Source organism: uncultured Parolsenella sp., from assembly GCF_958346945.1.
Taxonomy (GTDB): Bacteria; Actinomycetota; Coriobacteriia; order Coriobacteriales; family Atopobiaceae; genus Parolsenella.
The window spans coordinates 125103-141883 of the sequence record NZ_CATVTL010000002.1 but is presented as its reverse complement, the minus strand read 5'-3'; the positions used below and the strand labels follow the sequence as shown (position 1 = coordinate 141883).

Here is a 16781-nt window from a genome sequence, read left to right as displayed (position 1 = left end):
TTGGCGCGCGGGCGCGCCCGCCACACCGCGGGCATCGTCATAGACCGCACCAAGCTGGGCGAGAGCGACCTCATCCTCACAATCCTCGAGGCGTGTGGCTGCCAGGCCCGGGCCGTTGCCAAGGGCGCGCGCAAGCCGGGCGGCAAGCTCGCGGCGCGCGTCCAGCTCTTCTGCGAGCTCGACCTGCTGCTGGCCCAGGGAAGGAGCCTCGACGTGGTGGCCGAGGCCCAGCTCGAGTGCCCCCACGCGGCGCTGCGCGGCGACCTCGCGCGCGTGAGCGCGGCGAGCGTCGTCTGCGAGGTGGCCCGCCTCACGAGCTTTCCCGAGGCGCCCGACCCGTTCCTTGCCCCCATCTGCTCACGGGCCCTGCTCGCCTGCGAGCAGGCGGCCGACCAGCCCCACCTTGACGTCGTCGTGGCGGCATACGTGCTCAAGGTCCTCTCGCACCAGGGCTGGCGCCCCGTCCTCTCCGAGTGCGTCGCCTGCGCCGATCCCGCACCCACGCGCTTCTCGGCCCTGGCGGGCGGGGCCCTGTGCGAGAGCTGCGCCAGAGGCGTCGAGGGCGCCGAGCCCGTCGACGCCGCCACCCTCGCGTGGCTTGCGGCGCTCGTTGGCTCCACCTTCGACGAGTTGCTCGCGGCGCGGGTCGAGGAGCACATGGCGGCCGAGCTGCTCGCGCTCGTGCACGTCTGGGCGGCCACCCACCTTGACGCGCGGCTGCGCGCGTTCGAGTTTGCCCTGAGCGTGTAGGGCTGGCCCTCGTCTTCCCGTTTCGCAGGTTGGCGGGCTGGCGGCCGGCTTGTCTCGCCGTCGCGGCTCAAGTTGTGAAGCCCCCTCCACCCTGAGAATGTGAGCAGTCATTCAGACTTCGGCTTGGCTATGATGCATCGCCGACAAACATTCTCAGGGGGAGTACCACCACATGGATCTTGTTATCGACGTCCTCAAGGACGCCCTCATCGACACGGCCGAGCTCGTGCCGTTTCTCTTTGTGACCTACGTCGCCGTGAGCCTGCTCGAGCTCTTTGCCTCTGGGCGCGCCGGCGACGTCATCCAGCGCGCGGGCCACGCGGGCCCGCTCTTTGGCGGCCTGCTGGGTCTTGTGCCGCAGTGCGGTTTCTCGGCCATGGGCGCCATGCTCTATGCGGACCGCATCGTGACGCTTGGCACTTTGGTGGCCGTTGTGCTGTCGACTTCAGACGAGATGTTGCCGCTGCTCGTGGCCGAGCGCCTCGACGCGGGGCTGCTCTTCAAGATCCTCGCCACCAAGGCCGTGCTCGGCGTCGTGCTGGGCTTCGCCGTCGACCTCGTGCTGCGCGCCACGCTCCACCGCACGTCTCTCCTCGCGCTTCCCGAGCAGGGCAAGGGCCAGCAGGATGGCGATGAGACGAGCGAGCTGGGCGAGTACGACGTGAGCGAGTACTCCTGCGACTGCGGCTGCGAGGAGCCCATGACCCGCGGCGAGGTCGCGCGTTGGATCGCCGTGAATTCGGCCTACAAGACCGCGCAGGTCACGGTCTTCATCTTTGCCGTGACGCTCGTGCTGGGCGCTGCCATCGAGCTTGTGGGCATTGACGCCATCGCGTCGTTCTTCTCAAGCAATGCCATCGTGGCGACGTTTGCCTCGGGCCTTTTCGGCCTCATCCCCAACTGCGCCGCGAGCGTGGTCATCACGCAGCTCTACCTCGACGGGGCGCTGGGCTTTGCGCCGATGATGGCGGGCGTGCTCGTCGCGGGAGGGGCGGCCTACCTGGTGCTCTTCCGCACCAACGCGAGCGCCAGGGAGAACGTCGCCATCGCCGCGCTCATGTATGCGCTGGGCGTGGGCGCGGGCCTCGTCATGCTGGCGATTGGGTTCTAGCGCTCGAGCCTGATGGGGCGGCGCGGGCTTGCGACCGCGCTGGGGTACTCGCTGCCGCAGCGCAGGGCCAGCACGAGGTCGTCGATGGCCTCTGAGGCATAGCGGCGCGAACGCCCCATGCGGGGTCGGCCCATGTGCTCCGCGAGCTTCTCGGCTCCCATGATGACGAGGGTTCCCGCCCAGAGACTGCCTGTTAGGGCTATGTCGTTTTCCGAGAAGCTGTAAGCGAGCTGCGCTGTGTCTGCGTCCGTGCCGTCGCAGCACACGATGGCGTAGTCGAGTCTGCCGCTCAGACTGGGCAGGGGAGTGGCCTGGCCGTTCCAGTACCAGGTACTGACCGTGGCGTCTGCCGCGGAAGGGTCGTCGATGATTTGGGGCGCCTTCGTGCCGCCCAGCTTCGAGTAGGCGGTGAGTGCGTCGGAAAAGTCCTCGAGCAGAAGTCCTGGCAGCGCGCTTCCCGTCTTGTCTGCGTTGTAGAGCGCTATGGTGCGTGGCGCGAGCGATCGCATGGGGCCTCCGTAGTCTGTAACTTTCATCTGCTACGATACCCCTCGTCGCGTCGGCGTACCTACATGGCGGTCTTGTGTTGTTAACCGCCGCGTCCGGGGCGTGTGCTACTATCTACAAGGTTTGTAGGTACCCCTCACTTGGACGGCTGCTCACACCGGCGGCGCTCCCAGTCTGGGGCGAACGTAGAGAAAGGTGTCATCATGACCATCTCCAAGGAGCGCAAGGCCGAGCTCATCAAGACCTACGGCAAGAACGAGCACGACTCCGGCTCTGCCCCCGTCCAGGTCGCCATCCTCACCGACCGCATCAAGGAGCTCACCGAGCACATGAAGTCCCACAAGAAGGACTTCCACACCCGTCGTGGCCTGCTCATGCTCGTTGGTAAGCGTCGTCGTCTGCTCTCCTACATCAAGAGCAACGACATCAACGAGTACCGTGAGCTCATCGCCAAGCTCGGCATCCGCGACAACATCCAGTAAATCTGGACCTACGGGGCGCTTCGGCGCCCCTTTTCATAACGCGTGCCCAAGGGTCTGGGCACAGCGGGCTTGCCCCAAGGGGCCAGACCAAGCGCATCCGCACGCCGCGGGTGTCGGAGCCCGCAGACGGCCCGTCTGCAACGTGGCAGGCGGAGATAAGGGAAAGAAATGGCAAAGGTTACACACGAGTTCGACCTCTACGGCAAGCACTACGTGCTCGAGACCGGCGAGCTTGCCAAGCAGGCCACCGGCGCAGTCCTCGTCAAGCAGGGCGACTCCACGGTCCTCGTTACCGCGGTTGTCTCGAAGGAGCGCAAGGACTACGACTTCTTCCCGCTGACGGTCGACTTCATCGAGAAGATGTACGCCGTGGGCCGCATCCCCGGCGGCTACCTCAAGCGTGAGGCCCGTCCGTCCGAGAAGGCCACGCTCACCGCCCGCATGATCGACCGCCCGCTGCGCCCGAGCTTCCCGGCCGGCTTCCGCAACGAGGTCCAGGTCGTCGCCACCTCTCTCGTGGCCGACCAGGTAAACCCCGTTGACACCATCTGCGTGATGGCCGCCAGCGCCGCCTTCACCGTGGGCGGCGTGCCCTTCGAGGGCCCGCTGGCCTGCGTGCGCATCGGCCGCGACCCCGAGACCGGCGACTTTATCGTGAACCCCACCTACGAGGAGCGCGACGCCTCCGACCTCGACCTCGAGCTCGCTGGCTCCGACTCGTTCATCTCGATGCTCGAGGCCTCCGCTGACGAGATCAGCGAGGAGGACATGCTCGCCGCCATGGCCTTTGGCCAGGAGGCCATCGCTGCCTTCTGCGCCGAGCAGAAGAAGTTCTTCGAGAAGGTCGAGCAGGTCAACGGCCCGATCCAGCAGCGCGAGTACGTCTACGACGAGCCCGTGCCCTACGTCCACGACAAGGTCTTCGCCCACTACGACGAGATGAGCGCCGCCCTCAAGGACGCCGACAAGCTCTCGCGCATCGGCAAGGTCGAGTTGCTCAAGGCCGCCATCAAGGCCGAGTTCACCGAGGAGGAGCAGGCCCAGTACAGCCGCGAGATCCCCGTCGAGCTCAAGAGCCTCGAGAAGCACGCCATGCGCTGCATGGTCGTCGAGACCGGCGAGCGCGTTGACGGCCGTGCCGCCGACGAGATCCGCCCGCTCATGGTCAAGCCCGACTACCTGCCCCTCGTCCACGGCTCCGGCCTCTTCCAGCGCGGCCAGACCCAGGTGCTGTCCGTCTGCACCCTGGGCATGCTCAACGAGTGGCAGCGCCTCGACACCATCGAGCCCGTCGACGGCAAGCGCTACATCCACCACTACAACTTCCCGCCCTTCTGCACCGGCGAGACCGGCCGCATGGGCAGCCCCAAGCGCCGCGAGATCGGCCACGGCAACCTCGCCGAGCGCGCCCTTCTGCCGGTGATCCCCTCCGAGGAGGAGTTCCCCTACACGATCCGCGTCGTCTCCGAGGTCATGGAGTCCAACGGCTCCTCCTCGATGGCCTCGACCTGCGGCTCCACGCTCGCCCTCATGGACGCCGGCGTGCCCCTGAAGCGCCCCGTCTCCGGCATCGCCATGGGCCTCATCCAGGAGGAGGGCAAGACCGTCGTCCTGTCCGACATCCAGGGCCTCGAGGACTTCCTCGGCGACATGGACTTCAAGGTGACGGGCACCGAGCGCGGCATCACCGCCATGCAGATGGACAACAAGGCCACCGGCCTCACGCCCGAGATCCTCTCGCAGGCGCTGCACCAGGCCCACGAGGGTCGCGCCTTCATCCTGCAGACGATGCTCGACGCCATCCCCGCCCCGCGCGAGACTCCCAAGGACACCGCGCCGCAGATCATCACGATCCAGATCCCGACCGACAAGATTCGTGACGTCATCGGCTCGGGCGGCAAGGTCATCCGCGGCATCCAGGACGACACGGGCGCCACGATCGACATCCAGGAGGACGGTAACGTCTTCATTGCCGGCACTGACGGCGCTGCCCAGGACGCCGCGGTCCGCATCAAGGCCATCGTCAAGGTGCCCGAGGTGGGCGAGGAGTACACCGGTCGCGTCGTGGGCATCCAGCCCTTCGGCGCCTTCGTCGAGCTGCTGCCCGGCAAGGACGGTCTGCTCCACATCTCCCGCGTCGCCCAGGGTCGCGTCGACAAGGTCGAGGACGTCCTCTCCATCGGCGACGAGGTCAAGGTCAAGGTCCTCGAGGTCGACGAGAAGGGCAAGATTTCGCTCGATCGCCTCGACAAGCCCGAGGTTCCCGGTGGCTCCAAGGGCGGCCACGGCGACCACCACGAGCCTCGCGGCGAGCGCCGCGGGCAGGGCAAGCCGCGTCGTCACCCCGGTGACAACGGCAACGCCGGCTCCGGCCGCGCCCCGCGCCGTCACCACGAGGGCTAGGCGAGCGCTCTGACTCCGAGCGTGCCTAGGCGCACCTGAGGTTTTAGCTTGAACGCAGCAGGGGAGGGCTCCACGGAGCCCTCCCCATGCTGCATAATTACTTGTTGGCGAATTCGCTTCTTGGCAGAGCCCACGCGAGGGCGCCCCGACCCGGGACGCCCTCGCGTGGGCACGGCTTCTGCCAGCTCGCCTTTGGTCAAGACGCGGACGAAGTTCCGCTTGCATTGCAGACAACGACACAAGGAGGTTCTGCGCACACATGGCAAAGACCCCAACTCTGAGAATCATCCCGCTTGGCGGCCTCGACGGCATCGGCAAGAACATGACTGCCTTCGAGTGCGGCGACGACATGGTGCTCGTCGACGCCGGCCTGATGTTTCCCGACGACGACCAGCCCGGCATCGACCTGGTGCTGCCCGACTACACCTACGTCCTCGAGAACGAGGAGAAGCTCCGCGGCATCGTGATCACCCACGGCCACGAGGACCACACCGGCGCCCTCCCGTACCTGCTCATGGACCTCACCCACAAGGTGCCCATCTTCTCGAGCAAGCTCACCCTGGGCATGATCGAGGGCAAGCTCGCCGAGCACAACATCAAGTCGCCCAAGTTCCGTGAGGTCACCGACGGCAGCAGCGTTAACCTCGGCTGCTTCTCCCTGCAGTTCTTCGCGATGACGCACTCTATCCCGGGCGCCTTGGGCATCTTCCTCAAGACCCCGGCGGGCACCGTGCTCCACACCGGTGACTTCAAGCTCGACCAGACGCCCATCGACGGCGTACGCCCCAACTACAACGCCATCAACCGCTTTGGCCGCCAGGGCGTCGACCTGCTGCTCTCCGACTCCACCAACGCCAACATACCCGGCTTCACGCCGAGCGAGGCCACGGTGGGCGCCTCGCTTCGCCACATCATCAAGAACGCCCCGGGCCGCGTGTTCGTCGCGAGCTTCTCGAGCCACATCCATCGCCTGCAGCAGGTTTGCGACGCCGCTACGGCCGTGGGCCGCAAGGTCGTCGTGACCGGCCGCTCGATGATCACCAACACCAAGGTCGCCCGCGAGCTTGGCTACCTCAAGATCGCCGAGGAAGACATCCTCGACGCCTTCGAGCTCAAGGACATCCCCGATGACAAGATCGTCGTGCTGTGCACGGGTTCGCAGGGCGAGCCGCTCTCGGCGCTCGCGCGCATGGCGAACGGCGAGCACAAGAGCCTCTCGATTGGTCCCGACGACACGGTCATCATCTCGGCCACGCCCGTGCCCGGCAACGAGAAGAGCGTCCAGGGCATCATCAACTCGCTGTCCAAGATCGGCTGCGAGGTCTATGACAAGTCCAACGCCACCGTGCACGTCTCGGGCCACGGCCGCCAGGAGGAGCTCAAGCTGATGCTCGCCATGGTGCACCCCAAGAACTTCATGCCGGTCCACGGCGAGGCCGTCCACCTGCGCGCCCATGCGAAGCTTGCCGAGGGCATGGGTCTCTCCCGCGACCACATCTTCATCCTCGACAACGGCGACTCGCTGCAGATGAGGGACGGCAAGGTCTCGCTTGGCCCCAGCTATGACTCGGGCATCATCTACGTCGACGGGCTGCGCATCGGCGACACGGACCCCGTGGTCCTGCGCGACCGTCAGAAGCTCGCCCAGGACGGCATCGTCACCTGCGTTGTGACGCTCAAGAGCCGCTCCTGCAAGGTGGCCGACGTCGACGTGTCGAGTCGCGGCGTCTCCTTCGCGAGCGACGACGAGCTGCTCGCCGGCATCGAGGACACCTGCCGCACCACCATCGCCAAGAACAGCCAGGGCAGCCCGTCGGTCGACGTGCTGCGCAAGGCCGTCCGCAACTCCCTGTCCAACTACCTGTGGAGCAAGACTCACACCCGTCCCATGATCATCCCGGTCGTCATGGAGGTCTAGGCTCGTGCCAGCCAAACGCAGCTCAAACGCACACAAGAAGGCTCCCAGCCCCGAGTCGGCGGGCATCGCCAACGACCTCGTCGGCGTGCTCATCATATTCGTCGCCATCGCGATGATCGTCTCGCTCGTCTCGCCCTCGACCGCCGTCGTGACCCACGCCGTGGGCCAGGGGCTGCGGCTGGGCTTTGGCGAGGGAGCGATCCTCGTGCCGGTGGCCATGATCCTGTTTGCCATCACGATGTTCCTGCCCTGCGACGCGGCCCTCGTCGGCCGCGTGGCAGGCGGCCTTGCGCTCATCGTCGTGGCGGCGCTCTCGATGCTTTCCATACTCATTCCTGGGGCAGACGCCGCCCCCGACCTCGTGATAGCCGCCGAGAAGGCCGCGGGCGCCGGGGGCTACGTCGGCTCCGGCGTGGCCTGGGTGCTGCTTACCTACCTGGGACAGCCCGTGGGTATCGTCATCCTCATCGGCTGCATCGTCTGCGGCTGCGTGGTCTGCGGTTTCTCCATCTCCAACCTCGTCGAGCGCATCCGTCGCTCGATGGGCCTTGCCGCCGAGCGCATCGCCGAGGCGCGCGAGACGCACGACACCCGTCGCCGCGAGCGCGCTGACGCGGCCGCCGAGGCCGCGATGATGGACGCCCCCGAGAACGAGACGGCCGTGCTCGACGAGCCCGAGACGAGCTTCGTGGGTGCGCGCCGCACGAGCGTGTTGCGTCGTGGCTCCAAGACCACGCGCATGGACCACCAGACAGGCACCCGCTCGTTTGACATCGACGACGCGCCCGCCGAGCAGGCCAAGACGAGCTTCCTGGGCCGCAAGCGCCACCCCAAGCTCGACATCAAGGACGCCAAGCCCGCCGAGGAGTTGCCCGTGCTCGACGCCCGGGCAACGCTCGATGCCGCCAACGAGGATCCCTCCCTGTGGGAGACGCCCTTCGAGATGCCCGAGGCCCCCTCCAAGAGGGCGCGCAAGGGCGCGCCCAAGGAAGCTGCGGCTACGACTGACTCCGAGCCCGCCGAGCCCGCCTCCGCCAAGGCCGAGGCCGAGAAGCCCGCGGACCCCGCCGTGCCAGACTTCCTGCGCAACGCCGCCGGCAAGAGCGCGAGTGCGGCCGCCGCTGTCGCCACTTCGGCTGCCGCCGATGGCGAGAAGCCCCATCCGAGCCGTGGCTCGCGCAAGGCCCAGGCCGCCGCCCCCGCAAGCCCCACGCGTCCCGGCGATACTTCCGACGACTTCACCCTGCCGCCTATGTCGTTGCTCAACAGCAACCCCAACTCGGCGAGCTCCGCCAGCACCGACTCCGAGCTCGAGCGCACCGCCCAGCGCCTGCAGTCGACCCTGCAGGAGTTTGGCCTCACGAGCCGCGTCTCCGGCTGGACCGCGGGTCCGCTCGTCACGACCTTCAAGATCGAGATGGGCGAGGGCGAGCGCGTCAACAAGATCACGAACCTGCAGGATGACATCCAGCTCTCGCTCGCCTCCGAGTCGGTGCGCATCTTCGCGCCCATCCCGGGTACGTCACTCGTGGGCATCGAAATCCCCAACAAGAAGCGCCAGAACGTGTGCCTGGGCGACGTCCTGCCCTACGCGCAGGGTGGCCCGCTCGAGTTCGCCATCGGCCGAGACTCGGAAGGATCCCCGGTCGTCGCGGACCTCGCGCGCATGCCCCACATGCTCGTCGCCGGTACCACCGGCTCGGGCAAGTCGGTGCTTATTAACGCCATCATCATGTCGCTCATCATGCGCACGACGCCCGAGCAGGTGCGCCTCATCCTCGTCGACCCCAAGCGCGTCGAGTTCTCCTGCTACGCGGGCCTGCCGCACCTCTACGTGCCGGTCGTGACCGAGCCGCGCCAGGCTGCGAGCGCGCTGCAGTGGGCGGTCACCGAGATGGACCGCCGCCTCAAGGTCTTCGAGCGCGCCAGCGCCCGCGATGTCAAGGTCTACAACCGCATGGTCGAGGACGGCAAGTTCGCCGACAGGGAGAACCCGCCCAAGCCCATGCCCTACCTCGTCATCGTCATCGACGAGCTCTCCGACCTTATGATGGTCGCCGGCAAGGACGTCGAGGCCTCGATCGTGCGCATCGCCCAGCTCGCCCGTGCCGCCGGCATCCACCTCGTGCTCGCCACGCAGCGCCCCTCGGCAGACGTCGTCACGGGCCTCATCAAGTCCAACGTCGACACCCGCGTAGCCCTCAAGGTCTCGAGCTCCATCGACTCGCGCGTCATTCTCGACCAGACCGGCGCCGAGCGCCTCATGGGCAGGGGAGACATGCTCTTCCGCAAGGCCGGCGGCGTACTGCGCCGCGTGCTGGGCGCCTACGCGAGCGACGACGAGATCGAGAGCGTCGTTTCGTTCATCCGCGACCAGCGCGAGCCCGACTACCACGACGAGATCCTCTCGGCGGTGGCCCCGGCCCAGCAGGGCAGCGCTGCCACGGCCGACGACATGGACGAGGACGACCCTCTCGTGTGGGAGGCCGCACAGGTGGTTGTGGACTCTCAGCTAGGTTCCACCTCGGGGCTGCAGCGCCGACTCAAGGTGGGGTACGCTAGGGCAGGTCGAATCATGGATAACCTGGAGCGCAAGGGCGTCGTGGGTCCCCCCGACGGCTCCAAGCCCAGGGAGGTTCTCCTCGACGCCGATGGGCTCGAGGAGCTTCGTGCGGCTGAGGCCGCGTACAGGGAGGTGTAGGCATCATGCAGCGTGCGCAGTTTGCGCAGATTCTCGCGGATAGGCGTCGTCAGCTGAGGCTCTCCATCCCCCAGGCCGCCCGCGTCCTCAGGATGCGCGAGAGCGTGCTCGAGGCCTTCGAGATGGGCGACTTCGACCATCTGCCCGCCCTGGGGTACGCCCAGGGCATGGTGGCGAGCTATGCCCGTTACCTGGGCCTCGATCCCAGGCACATCACCGAGCTCTACGAGCGCGAGCACGCCGAGTACGTCACGGGCGTCACCGGCCGCGAGCCGAGCGGCTTGGCGAGGCTTGCCGACGAGCCGAGCATCGACGGCCCCACCTCGGCCACCGGAGCCGCCCGCTCCACCTCCACGGGTCTTGCCCCCACGCGCGGCTCCGGCTCGGGCTATGGGCCTTCCGCGTCGGCCGGCTCCTACGGCCAGCCCCGTGAGGGCACGCAGGGCGTCTACAACCCGCGCGGCTCCTACGGCACCAACTACTCCTCGGGCGGCTACGGCTCGAGCTACTCCGACCGCCGCTACACCACGCGTAACCCCAATTCCGACGAGGAGCGCGAGAGGCGCCAGCAGCAGGCCGGCCGCGTCCGCAGGTCTTATGACGCCTACGGTGACGAGCGCCGTGATCGCTCCGACGCACGTGGCGGCTCCGCCCAGCGCGGGCGCGCGCCCCGTGACGCCGCCGGCTACGACGGCGACATCCAGACGCGTCGCATCGACTCTGGCCAGTACCACGACGACCTGCGCTTTGGCTCCGACGCCAGGCCCTATCGCCCGTCCTCGACGCGCGCGGGCCGCGCTGGCTCGCGTCCCGGCGGCGCCCCCGTGCGTCCCAATGTGCGCAGGCAGTCGCCCGACCGCAATCGAGACCCGCGCAACCGCGGTCGCAGGCCTCAGCCGCCCCGCAAGGGCTTCGCTGGCGTCATCGACCGTCTGAACGCCGATTCCCGCCGCGCCATCACGCTGATGTTTGTCCTCGTGGCGATACTGCTCGTGGTCATCATCGTCTTCAGTGTGCGCTCGTGCGCCTCGTCCAAGTCGGACAACAGCAAGGTCAACGTCGTGACCGCCGTGTCGAGCGAGGCCGCCTCGACCTCCGCCACCACGACGAGCGCGGCCGAGCAGCAGGCGCTCTCGGAGGCCGCCGCCAAGAAGGCCGCCTCGCAAGCCGCCGCCCAGGCGCAGGAGACCAAGGTCACTGTCACGGTCGCCGAGGGTTCGACCACCTGGGTCGAGATCACGTGCGACGGCGAGCAGATGGTCGCCGAGTCGGTCACGGGCGCCTGGTCGCAGGAGTACACGCCCAAGAAGTCGCTCGAGATTCGCGTGGGAGACCCGAGCGTCGTGACGGTCGAGAAGAACGGCGAGCGCCAGACCTTCTCGGGCAAGTCTGCCGGTACGGCCTCGCTCACGATTGAGGGCACCGACCCCGCGGCCGCCGCGACCGCCTCGACCACGGCCGCCGCCGATGCCTCGGGCGACTCCGGTGACACCTCCTCCGAGTAGACACTCGCACTCACCATCCCAAGCAGGGCGCAGGCCCGGAAAGGACAGCACATGGCCAAGGACTCGAGCTTCGACGTCGTCTCCACGGTTGACATGCAGGAGGTCGACAACGCCGTGCAGCAGACGGCGCGCGAGCTCTCCCAGCGCTACGACCTCAAGGGCTCGGGCTCCAGCATCGAGCTCTCCAAGGCCGAGGGCACCGTCACCGTCTACGCCCCCGCCGAGTTCGTCGCCAACCAGGTCATCGACATCCTCAACGGCAGGCTCGTGAAGCGTTCGGTCGACCTCAAGAGCGTGAGCTGGGACAAGCCCGTCGCCGCCTCGGGCGACACGGTGCGCGTGATTGGCTGCGTGGTCCAGGGCATCGACAAGGAGTGCGCCAAGAAGATCTCTAAGGACATTCGCGACCTCAAGCTCAAGGTCAAGGCTCAGATCGACGACGACAAGCTTCGCGTCACGAGTGCTTCTAAGGACACCTTGCAGCAGGTCATTTCCCACCTCAAGTCTCAGGACTACGGCATTCCGCTGCAGTTCACCAACTACCGCTAGCGTCTCGCCCCCGTCTCGTGCGTTGGAGCCGGGGGCGCGTCATGCTTTTAATCACGTACTGAAAGGTCTACCCATGTCGCTTGACACCACCGCGACGTCGCCTGCCGTCCTGTTCGTCACCCTCGGGTGCGCCAAGAACGAGGTCGACACCGACCGCATGCGCAGCCTGCTGCTGCGCGCCGGCTACTCCGAGGCCGCCGAGGTCGACGAGGCCGACGCCGTCATCGTCAACACCTGCTCCTTCCTTGCCAGCGCCACCTCCGAGAGCATCGAGCGCACGCTCGAGCTTGCCGAGGCTGCCCAAGAGGGCGTGCGCGGCCTGCCCATCGTTATGTGCGGCTGCGTGCCCTCGCGCTACGGCGACGAGCTCCCCGACCAGCTCCCCGAGGTCGCGGCCTTCGTGCGCGCCGACGCCGAGGACGGCATCGTGGGCGTCATGGACGAGGTCCTTGGCCACGAGTCGGTTGTGCCCGCCGCCGAGGGCGCGAGCGCGGGCCCGCTTGCGGAGCCGCTGCGCACCGTCGAGGGCGCGAGCGCCTACGTCAAGATCTCCGACGGCTGCGACCGCTTCTGCTCCTTCTGCGCCATCCCCTACATCCGCGGCCGCTACGCCTCGCGCCCGTTCGCCGAGATCGCGGGCGAGGTCCGCGCGCTTGCCGAGCAGGGCGTGCGCGAGTTCGTGCTCATCGGCCAGGACACGGGCATCTGGGGCAGGGACCTGGGTGAGGGCGACACGCTCGCGAGCCTGCTCGTGCGCCTCGCGATGATCGTGCGCCCCTACGGTGCGTGGCTGCGCGTGCTCTACCTGCAGCCCGAGGGAATGACCGACGAGCTCGTCGCCGCCATCCGCGACACGCCCGAGGTGCTGCCCTACATCGACATCCCCATCCAGCACTGCAACGTCGCCGTGCTCAAGAGCATGAACCGCACGGGCAGCGCCGACGAGTTCCGCGCGCTGTTCGACCGCCTGCGCCGCGAGATCCCCGGCATGGTGCTGCGCACCACGGGCCTCGTGGGCTTCCCCGGCGAGACCGAGGAGCAGTTCGAGGAGCTGCTCGACTTCGTGCAGGAGCAGGAGTTCGACTACACGAGCGTCTTCTCCTACTCGCGCGAGGAGGGCACCCGCGGCGCCGAGATGGACAACCAGGTTGACGAGGACGTTAAGCTCGACCGTGCCCAGGCGCTCACCGACGTGGCCGAGGAGCTGGGCTTCTCCGCCACGGCAAAGCACGTGGGCGAGGTCGTCGACGTCGTGATCGACGGCATCGACACCGACGGCGACGTGCCTGAGCTCATCGGCCACGCCTGGTTCCAGGCCCCCGACTGCGACGGCGCCGTGCACATCGCCGAGGGCGAGGCCGCCGTGGGTGACGTCGTGCGCGTGCGCCTCGTCGACTCTTTCTGCTACGAGCTCGAGGGTGAGATCGTCGAGGGGGAGGAATAGGGAAGTGGCAAAGAAGTCCAGCATGTGGACGCCGGCCAACATCGTGACCTGCGCGCGCGTCGTGTTCGTTCCGGTGTGGCTGCTCATGGCCGAGGTCCTGGGCGGGCCCGGCGCGGGCGGCATCGCCGTCTTCGTTGCGTTCTGCCTGCTGTCGCTCACCGACAAGCTCGACGGTTACCTCGCGCGCAGCCGCAACGAGGTCACGACGTTCGGCAAGTTCCTCGACCCTATCGCCGACAAGCTCGTGGTCATCGTGGCCCTGTGCTACCTGCTCGAATGCGGCGCCCCCGTCTCTTGGGCGCTGCTCGTCATCGTGGCGCGCGAGTTTCTCGTGAGCGGTCTGCGCATGGTCGTGGCAACCAAGGGCATCGTCATCGCCGCGGGCAACCTCGGCAAGTGGAAGACCGCCACGACGATGGTCTCGATCTGCGGCAGCCTGCTCGCGATGGCGCTCGCCAACACGCCCGCCGTTGCCGGCCCGCTCCAGACGCTCTCCTACGCGCTGCTTGCCGTGGCCGTCGTCCTCACCATCTGGAGCGGCGTCGACTACTTCGTGAAGTCCTGGGGCGCGCTCGCAGACGACGAGCCCGAGGATGCCGGCGCGAGTGACGCTTCTGGCTCTGATGCGTCTGATGCCGCGCCCACCTGGGACGACGCCGTGGCGCTCGCCTTCGAGGTGCTCGAGGCCGCCCGCAAGCGCGGCATTCACGTTGGCACGGCGGAGAGCTGCACGGGCGGCCTTGTCGAAGCGGCCCTGACCGCCGTTCCCGGCTCGTCCGATGTCGTGATGGGCGCCGTGGGCTCCTACGCCTGTTCGGTCAAGCAAGCCATCCTCGGTGTCTCCGGTGACACTCTGGCGTCTGTTGGCGCCGTCTCGAGCGAGTGCGCCCAGCAGATGGCCGAGGGCGCGCTCGGGGCTCTCGGCTGCGAGGCGTCCGTGAGCGTCACGGGCATCGCGGGCCCCGGTGGCGCCACCCCCGGCAAGCCCGTTGGACTCGTGTGGTTTGGTGTGAGCGTCGCCGGTCAGACGCGCACCGAGTCTGTCGTTTTCCCGGGTGACCGCGCCGAGGTGCGCCTGCGCTCGGTCATGCACGCGCTTGGCATGCTCAAGGGCGCGCTTGAGGGATAGCGCTTGGGCGAACGTGCTTGCTCTCTGTGGCGCCCGCACCGCTCGCCTTCGGATTTATGCCGCTCGCCCGTTTTGAGCCCTCCCATTTTTCTTAGCATTTTCAGGCATTTAGCTCGGGTGTTAGACCCCTGTTAGATGCCTGTTAGATTTTTTTGGCCCCAACTTTCGTATGCTTCTCCCAACGGTTTGACCACGAACGACTGTTCGCGTATTATGTCGGGAGGAAGCAATGGAAGGGAACGAGATGGCTAAGTCCAACGCGGTTTCGAGAGAGATCCACGCCCCCACCACCGGTGAGGAGCGCACCAAGATGATCGAGTCGACCAAGGCCGAGATCGAGAAGAAGTTTGGCAAGGGCTCGATCATGAAGTATGGCGAGGATGGCCCAGACCTGCACGTCGAGGCAATCCCCACGGGCTCCATCGCGCTCGACGCTGCGCTGGGCATCGGCGGCGTGCCGCGCGGCCGCATCGTCGAGATCTATGGCCCCGAATCCTCGGGCAAGACCACGCTCTCGCTCGAGATCCTCGCCGAGGCGCAGGCCATGGGCGGCGTCGTCGCCTTCATCGATGCCGAGCACGCGCTCGACCCGGGCTATGCCGCCCGCATCGGCGTTGACATCGACGAGGTGCTCATCTCGCAGCCAGACACCGGCGAGCAGGCGCTCGAGATCTGCGACATGCTCGTGCGCTCCGGCGCCATCGATGTCGTCGTCATCGACTCGGTTGCTGCGCTCGTCCCCCGCGCAGAGATCGAGGGCGAGATTGGCGACACCACGGTGGGCCTGCAGGCGCGCCTCATGAGTCAGGCCCTGCGCAAGCTTGCCGGCTCGCTTTCCAAGTCGAATACCACGTGCATCTTCATCAACCAGCTGCGCGAGAAGATCGGCATCATGTTCGGCAATCCCGAGACCACGCCGGGCGGCCGCGCCCTCAAGTTCTTCTCGTCGGTGCGCATGGACATCCGCCGCATCGACACGATCAAGCAGGGCAGCGAGATCGTGGGCAGCCGCGTGCGCGTCAAGGTCGTCAAGAACAAGGTCGCGCCTCCGTTCAAGACCGCCGAGTTCGACATCATGTACGGCACGGGCATCTCCAAGGAGGGCTCGATCCTCGACCTGGGCGTCGAGAGCGAGATCGTCAACAAGGCCGGTGCCTGGTACACCTACGAGGGCGAGCGCCTGGGCCAGGGCAGGGAGGCCGCCAAGACGTTCCTGCGCGAGCACCCCGACCTGCGCGACGAGATCGAGTCGCGCGTTCGCGTCGAGGTGGGCCTGCCGCCCCTCGAGGGCCACGAGCCCGTCGAGGACGAGGCCGGTGCCGTGAGTGCCGAGGATGCCGAGTAGGCGTAGCGGCCAGGCTGCCAAGAGGCGGGACCCCCGCATCCACGAGGGTCCCTCTGGCTTTACCTGGCACGTGGAGCTTCCCGAGCGCGCCTCGGCCCCCATGGGCGCGCGCAAGCCGCTCGCCCGCATCGTCGTGAGCGAGGGCGAGGGTCTGCAGGTTCCCGTCGCCGTTGCGCGCCGCCTCGATGCCATGGACGACGTGGCGTGGGGCAGCCGCGCCGAGCTGCTCTACCATGTGGGCGAGGTCTCAGACGCCTGCTGCTGGGAGAAGCTCGTCGACCTTGTGTCGCGCAGGGACTACTCCACCTCCGAGATGGCGTCTCGGCTCGTGCGCGAGGGCTACTCGCGTGCGCGTGCCGAGGGGCGCGTCGAGTATGCCTGCGAGCTCAAGATCATGAGCGACGCGCGCTTTGCCGAGTACTTCATTCGGGCCAAGGTCGCGGCGGGGTGGGGTCCCGTGCGCATCGAGCGCGAGCTCTCGCGACGCGGCATCGAGGCCTCCGAGGTCGCCGGCTGGCCCGAGGCCTTTCTTGAACAGGATGACGTCTCGGAGCGCGCCAGCGAGCTGCTTGCCCGCAAGGCGGTTCCAGAGAAGAATGCCTATGCCAAGTTCGTGCGATTCCTCGTCTCGCGCGGCTATCCCATGGCCATTGCCAAGGAGGCGGCGCTCGACCGCATTCATGGCGACGAGGGCGAGTGCTAGGCAAGTTTATTGCGTCGAGGGCTCCGAATGCCAGGCCTGCGGCCATGGCAATGGGGATAAGCGCTGGGCCATATCTTGTGCTCGATTTTTGTCAGTGCCCCAAGCGCGTTGACTATTACCTAACGCTCACCTTAAAATGTAGAAACCATTTGGGTATCTCTCGTCGGTTGTGACCTGCACGGCTGACGTTACTTTTTGTTCGTTGAGCTGCGATTTCTTACGCGCATAGACGCC

General features: G+C 67.2%; 13 protein-coding genes. 12 read left to right on the top strand and 1 reads right to left on the bottom strand.

The features are described from left to right. Both recO and Q3866_RS02355 read left to right on the top strand, forming a co-directional pair. Positions 1–750, top strand: coding sequence for a DNA repair protein RecO (recO, locus tag Q3866_RS02360; RefSeq protein ID WP_301829291.1), 750 nt, complete (start codon positions 1–3; stop codon positions 748–750). Positions 751–922: 172 nt separating this feature from the next. Beyond that, a complete protein-coding gene (locus Q3866_RS02355; RefSeq protein ID WP_301829289.1) occupies positions 923–1861 on the top strand; it encodes a putative manganese transporter in 939 nt (312 codons plus the stop codon). On the opposite strand, the gene Q3866_RS02350 is transcribed toward Q3866_RS02355, so the two are convergent. Further along, positions 1858–2397, bottom strand: a complete 540-nt coding sequence (locus Q3866_RS02350; protein WP_301829287.1) for a hypothetical protein — start codon at positions 2395–2397, stop codon at positions 1858–1860. The two genes, Q3866_RS02355 and Q3866_RS02350, sit on opposite strands and share 4 nt — an antisense overlap. 174 nt (positions 2398–2571) lie before the next feature. Here Q3866_RS02350 and rpsO point away from each other — a divergent pair, with 174 nt between their 5' ends. From rpsO to Q3866_RS02295, 10 genes are all read left to right on the top strand, one after another. Beyond that, on the top strand, positions 2572–2850 hold the full coding sequence (rpsO, locus tag Q3866_RS02345) for a 30S ribosomal protein S15 (RefSeq protein WP_293825492.1): 279 nt from the start codon (positions 2572–2574) through the stop codon (positions 2848–2850). A gap of 168 nt (positions 2851–3018) precedes the next feature. Next, positions 3019–5253 carry a polyribonucleotide nucleotidyltransferase gene (locus Q3866_RS02340; protein ID WP_301829284.1) on the top strand — a complete coding sequence of 745 codons (2235 nt, stop codon included), beginning with the start codon at positions 3019–3021 and terminating at the stop codon, positions 5251–5253. Positions 5254–5512: 259 nt separating this feature from the next. Then, positions 5513–7171 (top strand): ribonuclease J, encoded by a 1659-nt coding sequence (locus Q3866_RS02335; protein ID WP_301829282.1) that lies wholly within the window; start codon positions 5513–5515, stop codon positions 7169–7171. 4 nt (positions 7172–7175) lie between these two features. Then, positions 7176–9872 (top strand): DNA translocase FtsK, encoded by a 2697-nt coding sequence (locus Q3866_RS02330; RefSeq protein WP_301829280.1) that lies wholly within the window; start codon positions 7176–7178, stop codon positions 9870–9872. Between the two features lie 5 nt (positions 9873–9877). Further along, entirely contained in the window at positions 9878–11377 is a 1500-nt protein-coding gene (locus Q3866_RS02325) for a RodZ domain-containing protein (RefSeq protein WP_301829278.1), read from the top strand. A 51-nt stretch (positions 11378–11428) separates the two neighbouring features. Next, positions 11429–11926, top strand: coding sequence for a YajQ family cyclic di-GMP-binding protein (locus tag Q3866_RS02320; protein WP_301829276.1), 498 nt, complete (start codon positions 11429–11431; stop codon positions 11924–11926). Between the two features lie 73 nt (positions 11927–11999). Beyond that, positions 12000–13370 carry a 30S ribosomal protein S12 methylthiotransferase RimO gene (gene rimO, locus Q3866_RS02315; protein ID WP_301829275.1) on the top strand — a complete coding sequence of 457 codons (1371 nt, stop codon included), beginning with the start codon at positions 12000–12002 and terminating at the stop codon, positions 13368–13370. A 4-nt stretch (positions 13371–13374) separates the two neighbouring features. After that, positions 13375–14499, top strand: coding sequence for a CDP-diacylglycerol--glycerol-3-phosphate 3-phosphatidyltransferase (pgsA, locus tag Q3866_RS07790; RefSeq protein WP_367881360.1), 1125 nt, complete (start codon positions 13375–13377; stop codon positions 14497–14499). 244 nt (positions 14500–14743) lie between these two features. Further along, entirely contained in the window at positions 14744–15844 is a 1101-nt protein-coding gene (recA, locus tag Q3866_RS02300) for a recombinase RecA (protein WP_301829273.1), read from the top strand. Beyond that, the gene (locus tag Q3866_RS02295) at positions 15834–16547 is read left to right on the top strand and encodes a regulatory protein RecX (protein ID WP_301829271.1); all 714 of its coding nucleotides are present in this window, start codon (positions 15834–15836) and stop codon (positions 16545–16547) included. The genes recA and Q3866_RS02295 overlap by 11 nt, the downstream gene beginning before the upstream one ends. Positions 16548–16781 lie beyond the last annotated feature (234 nt).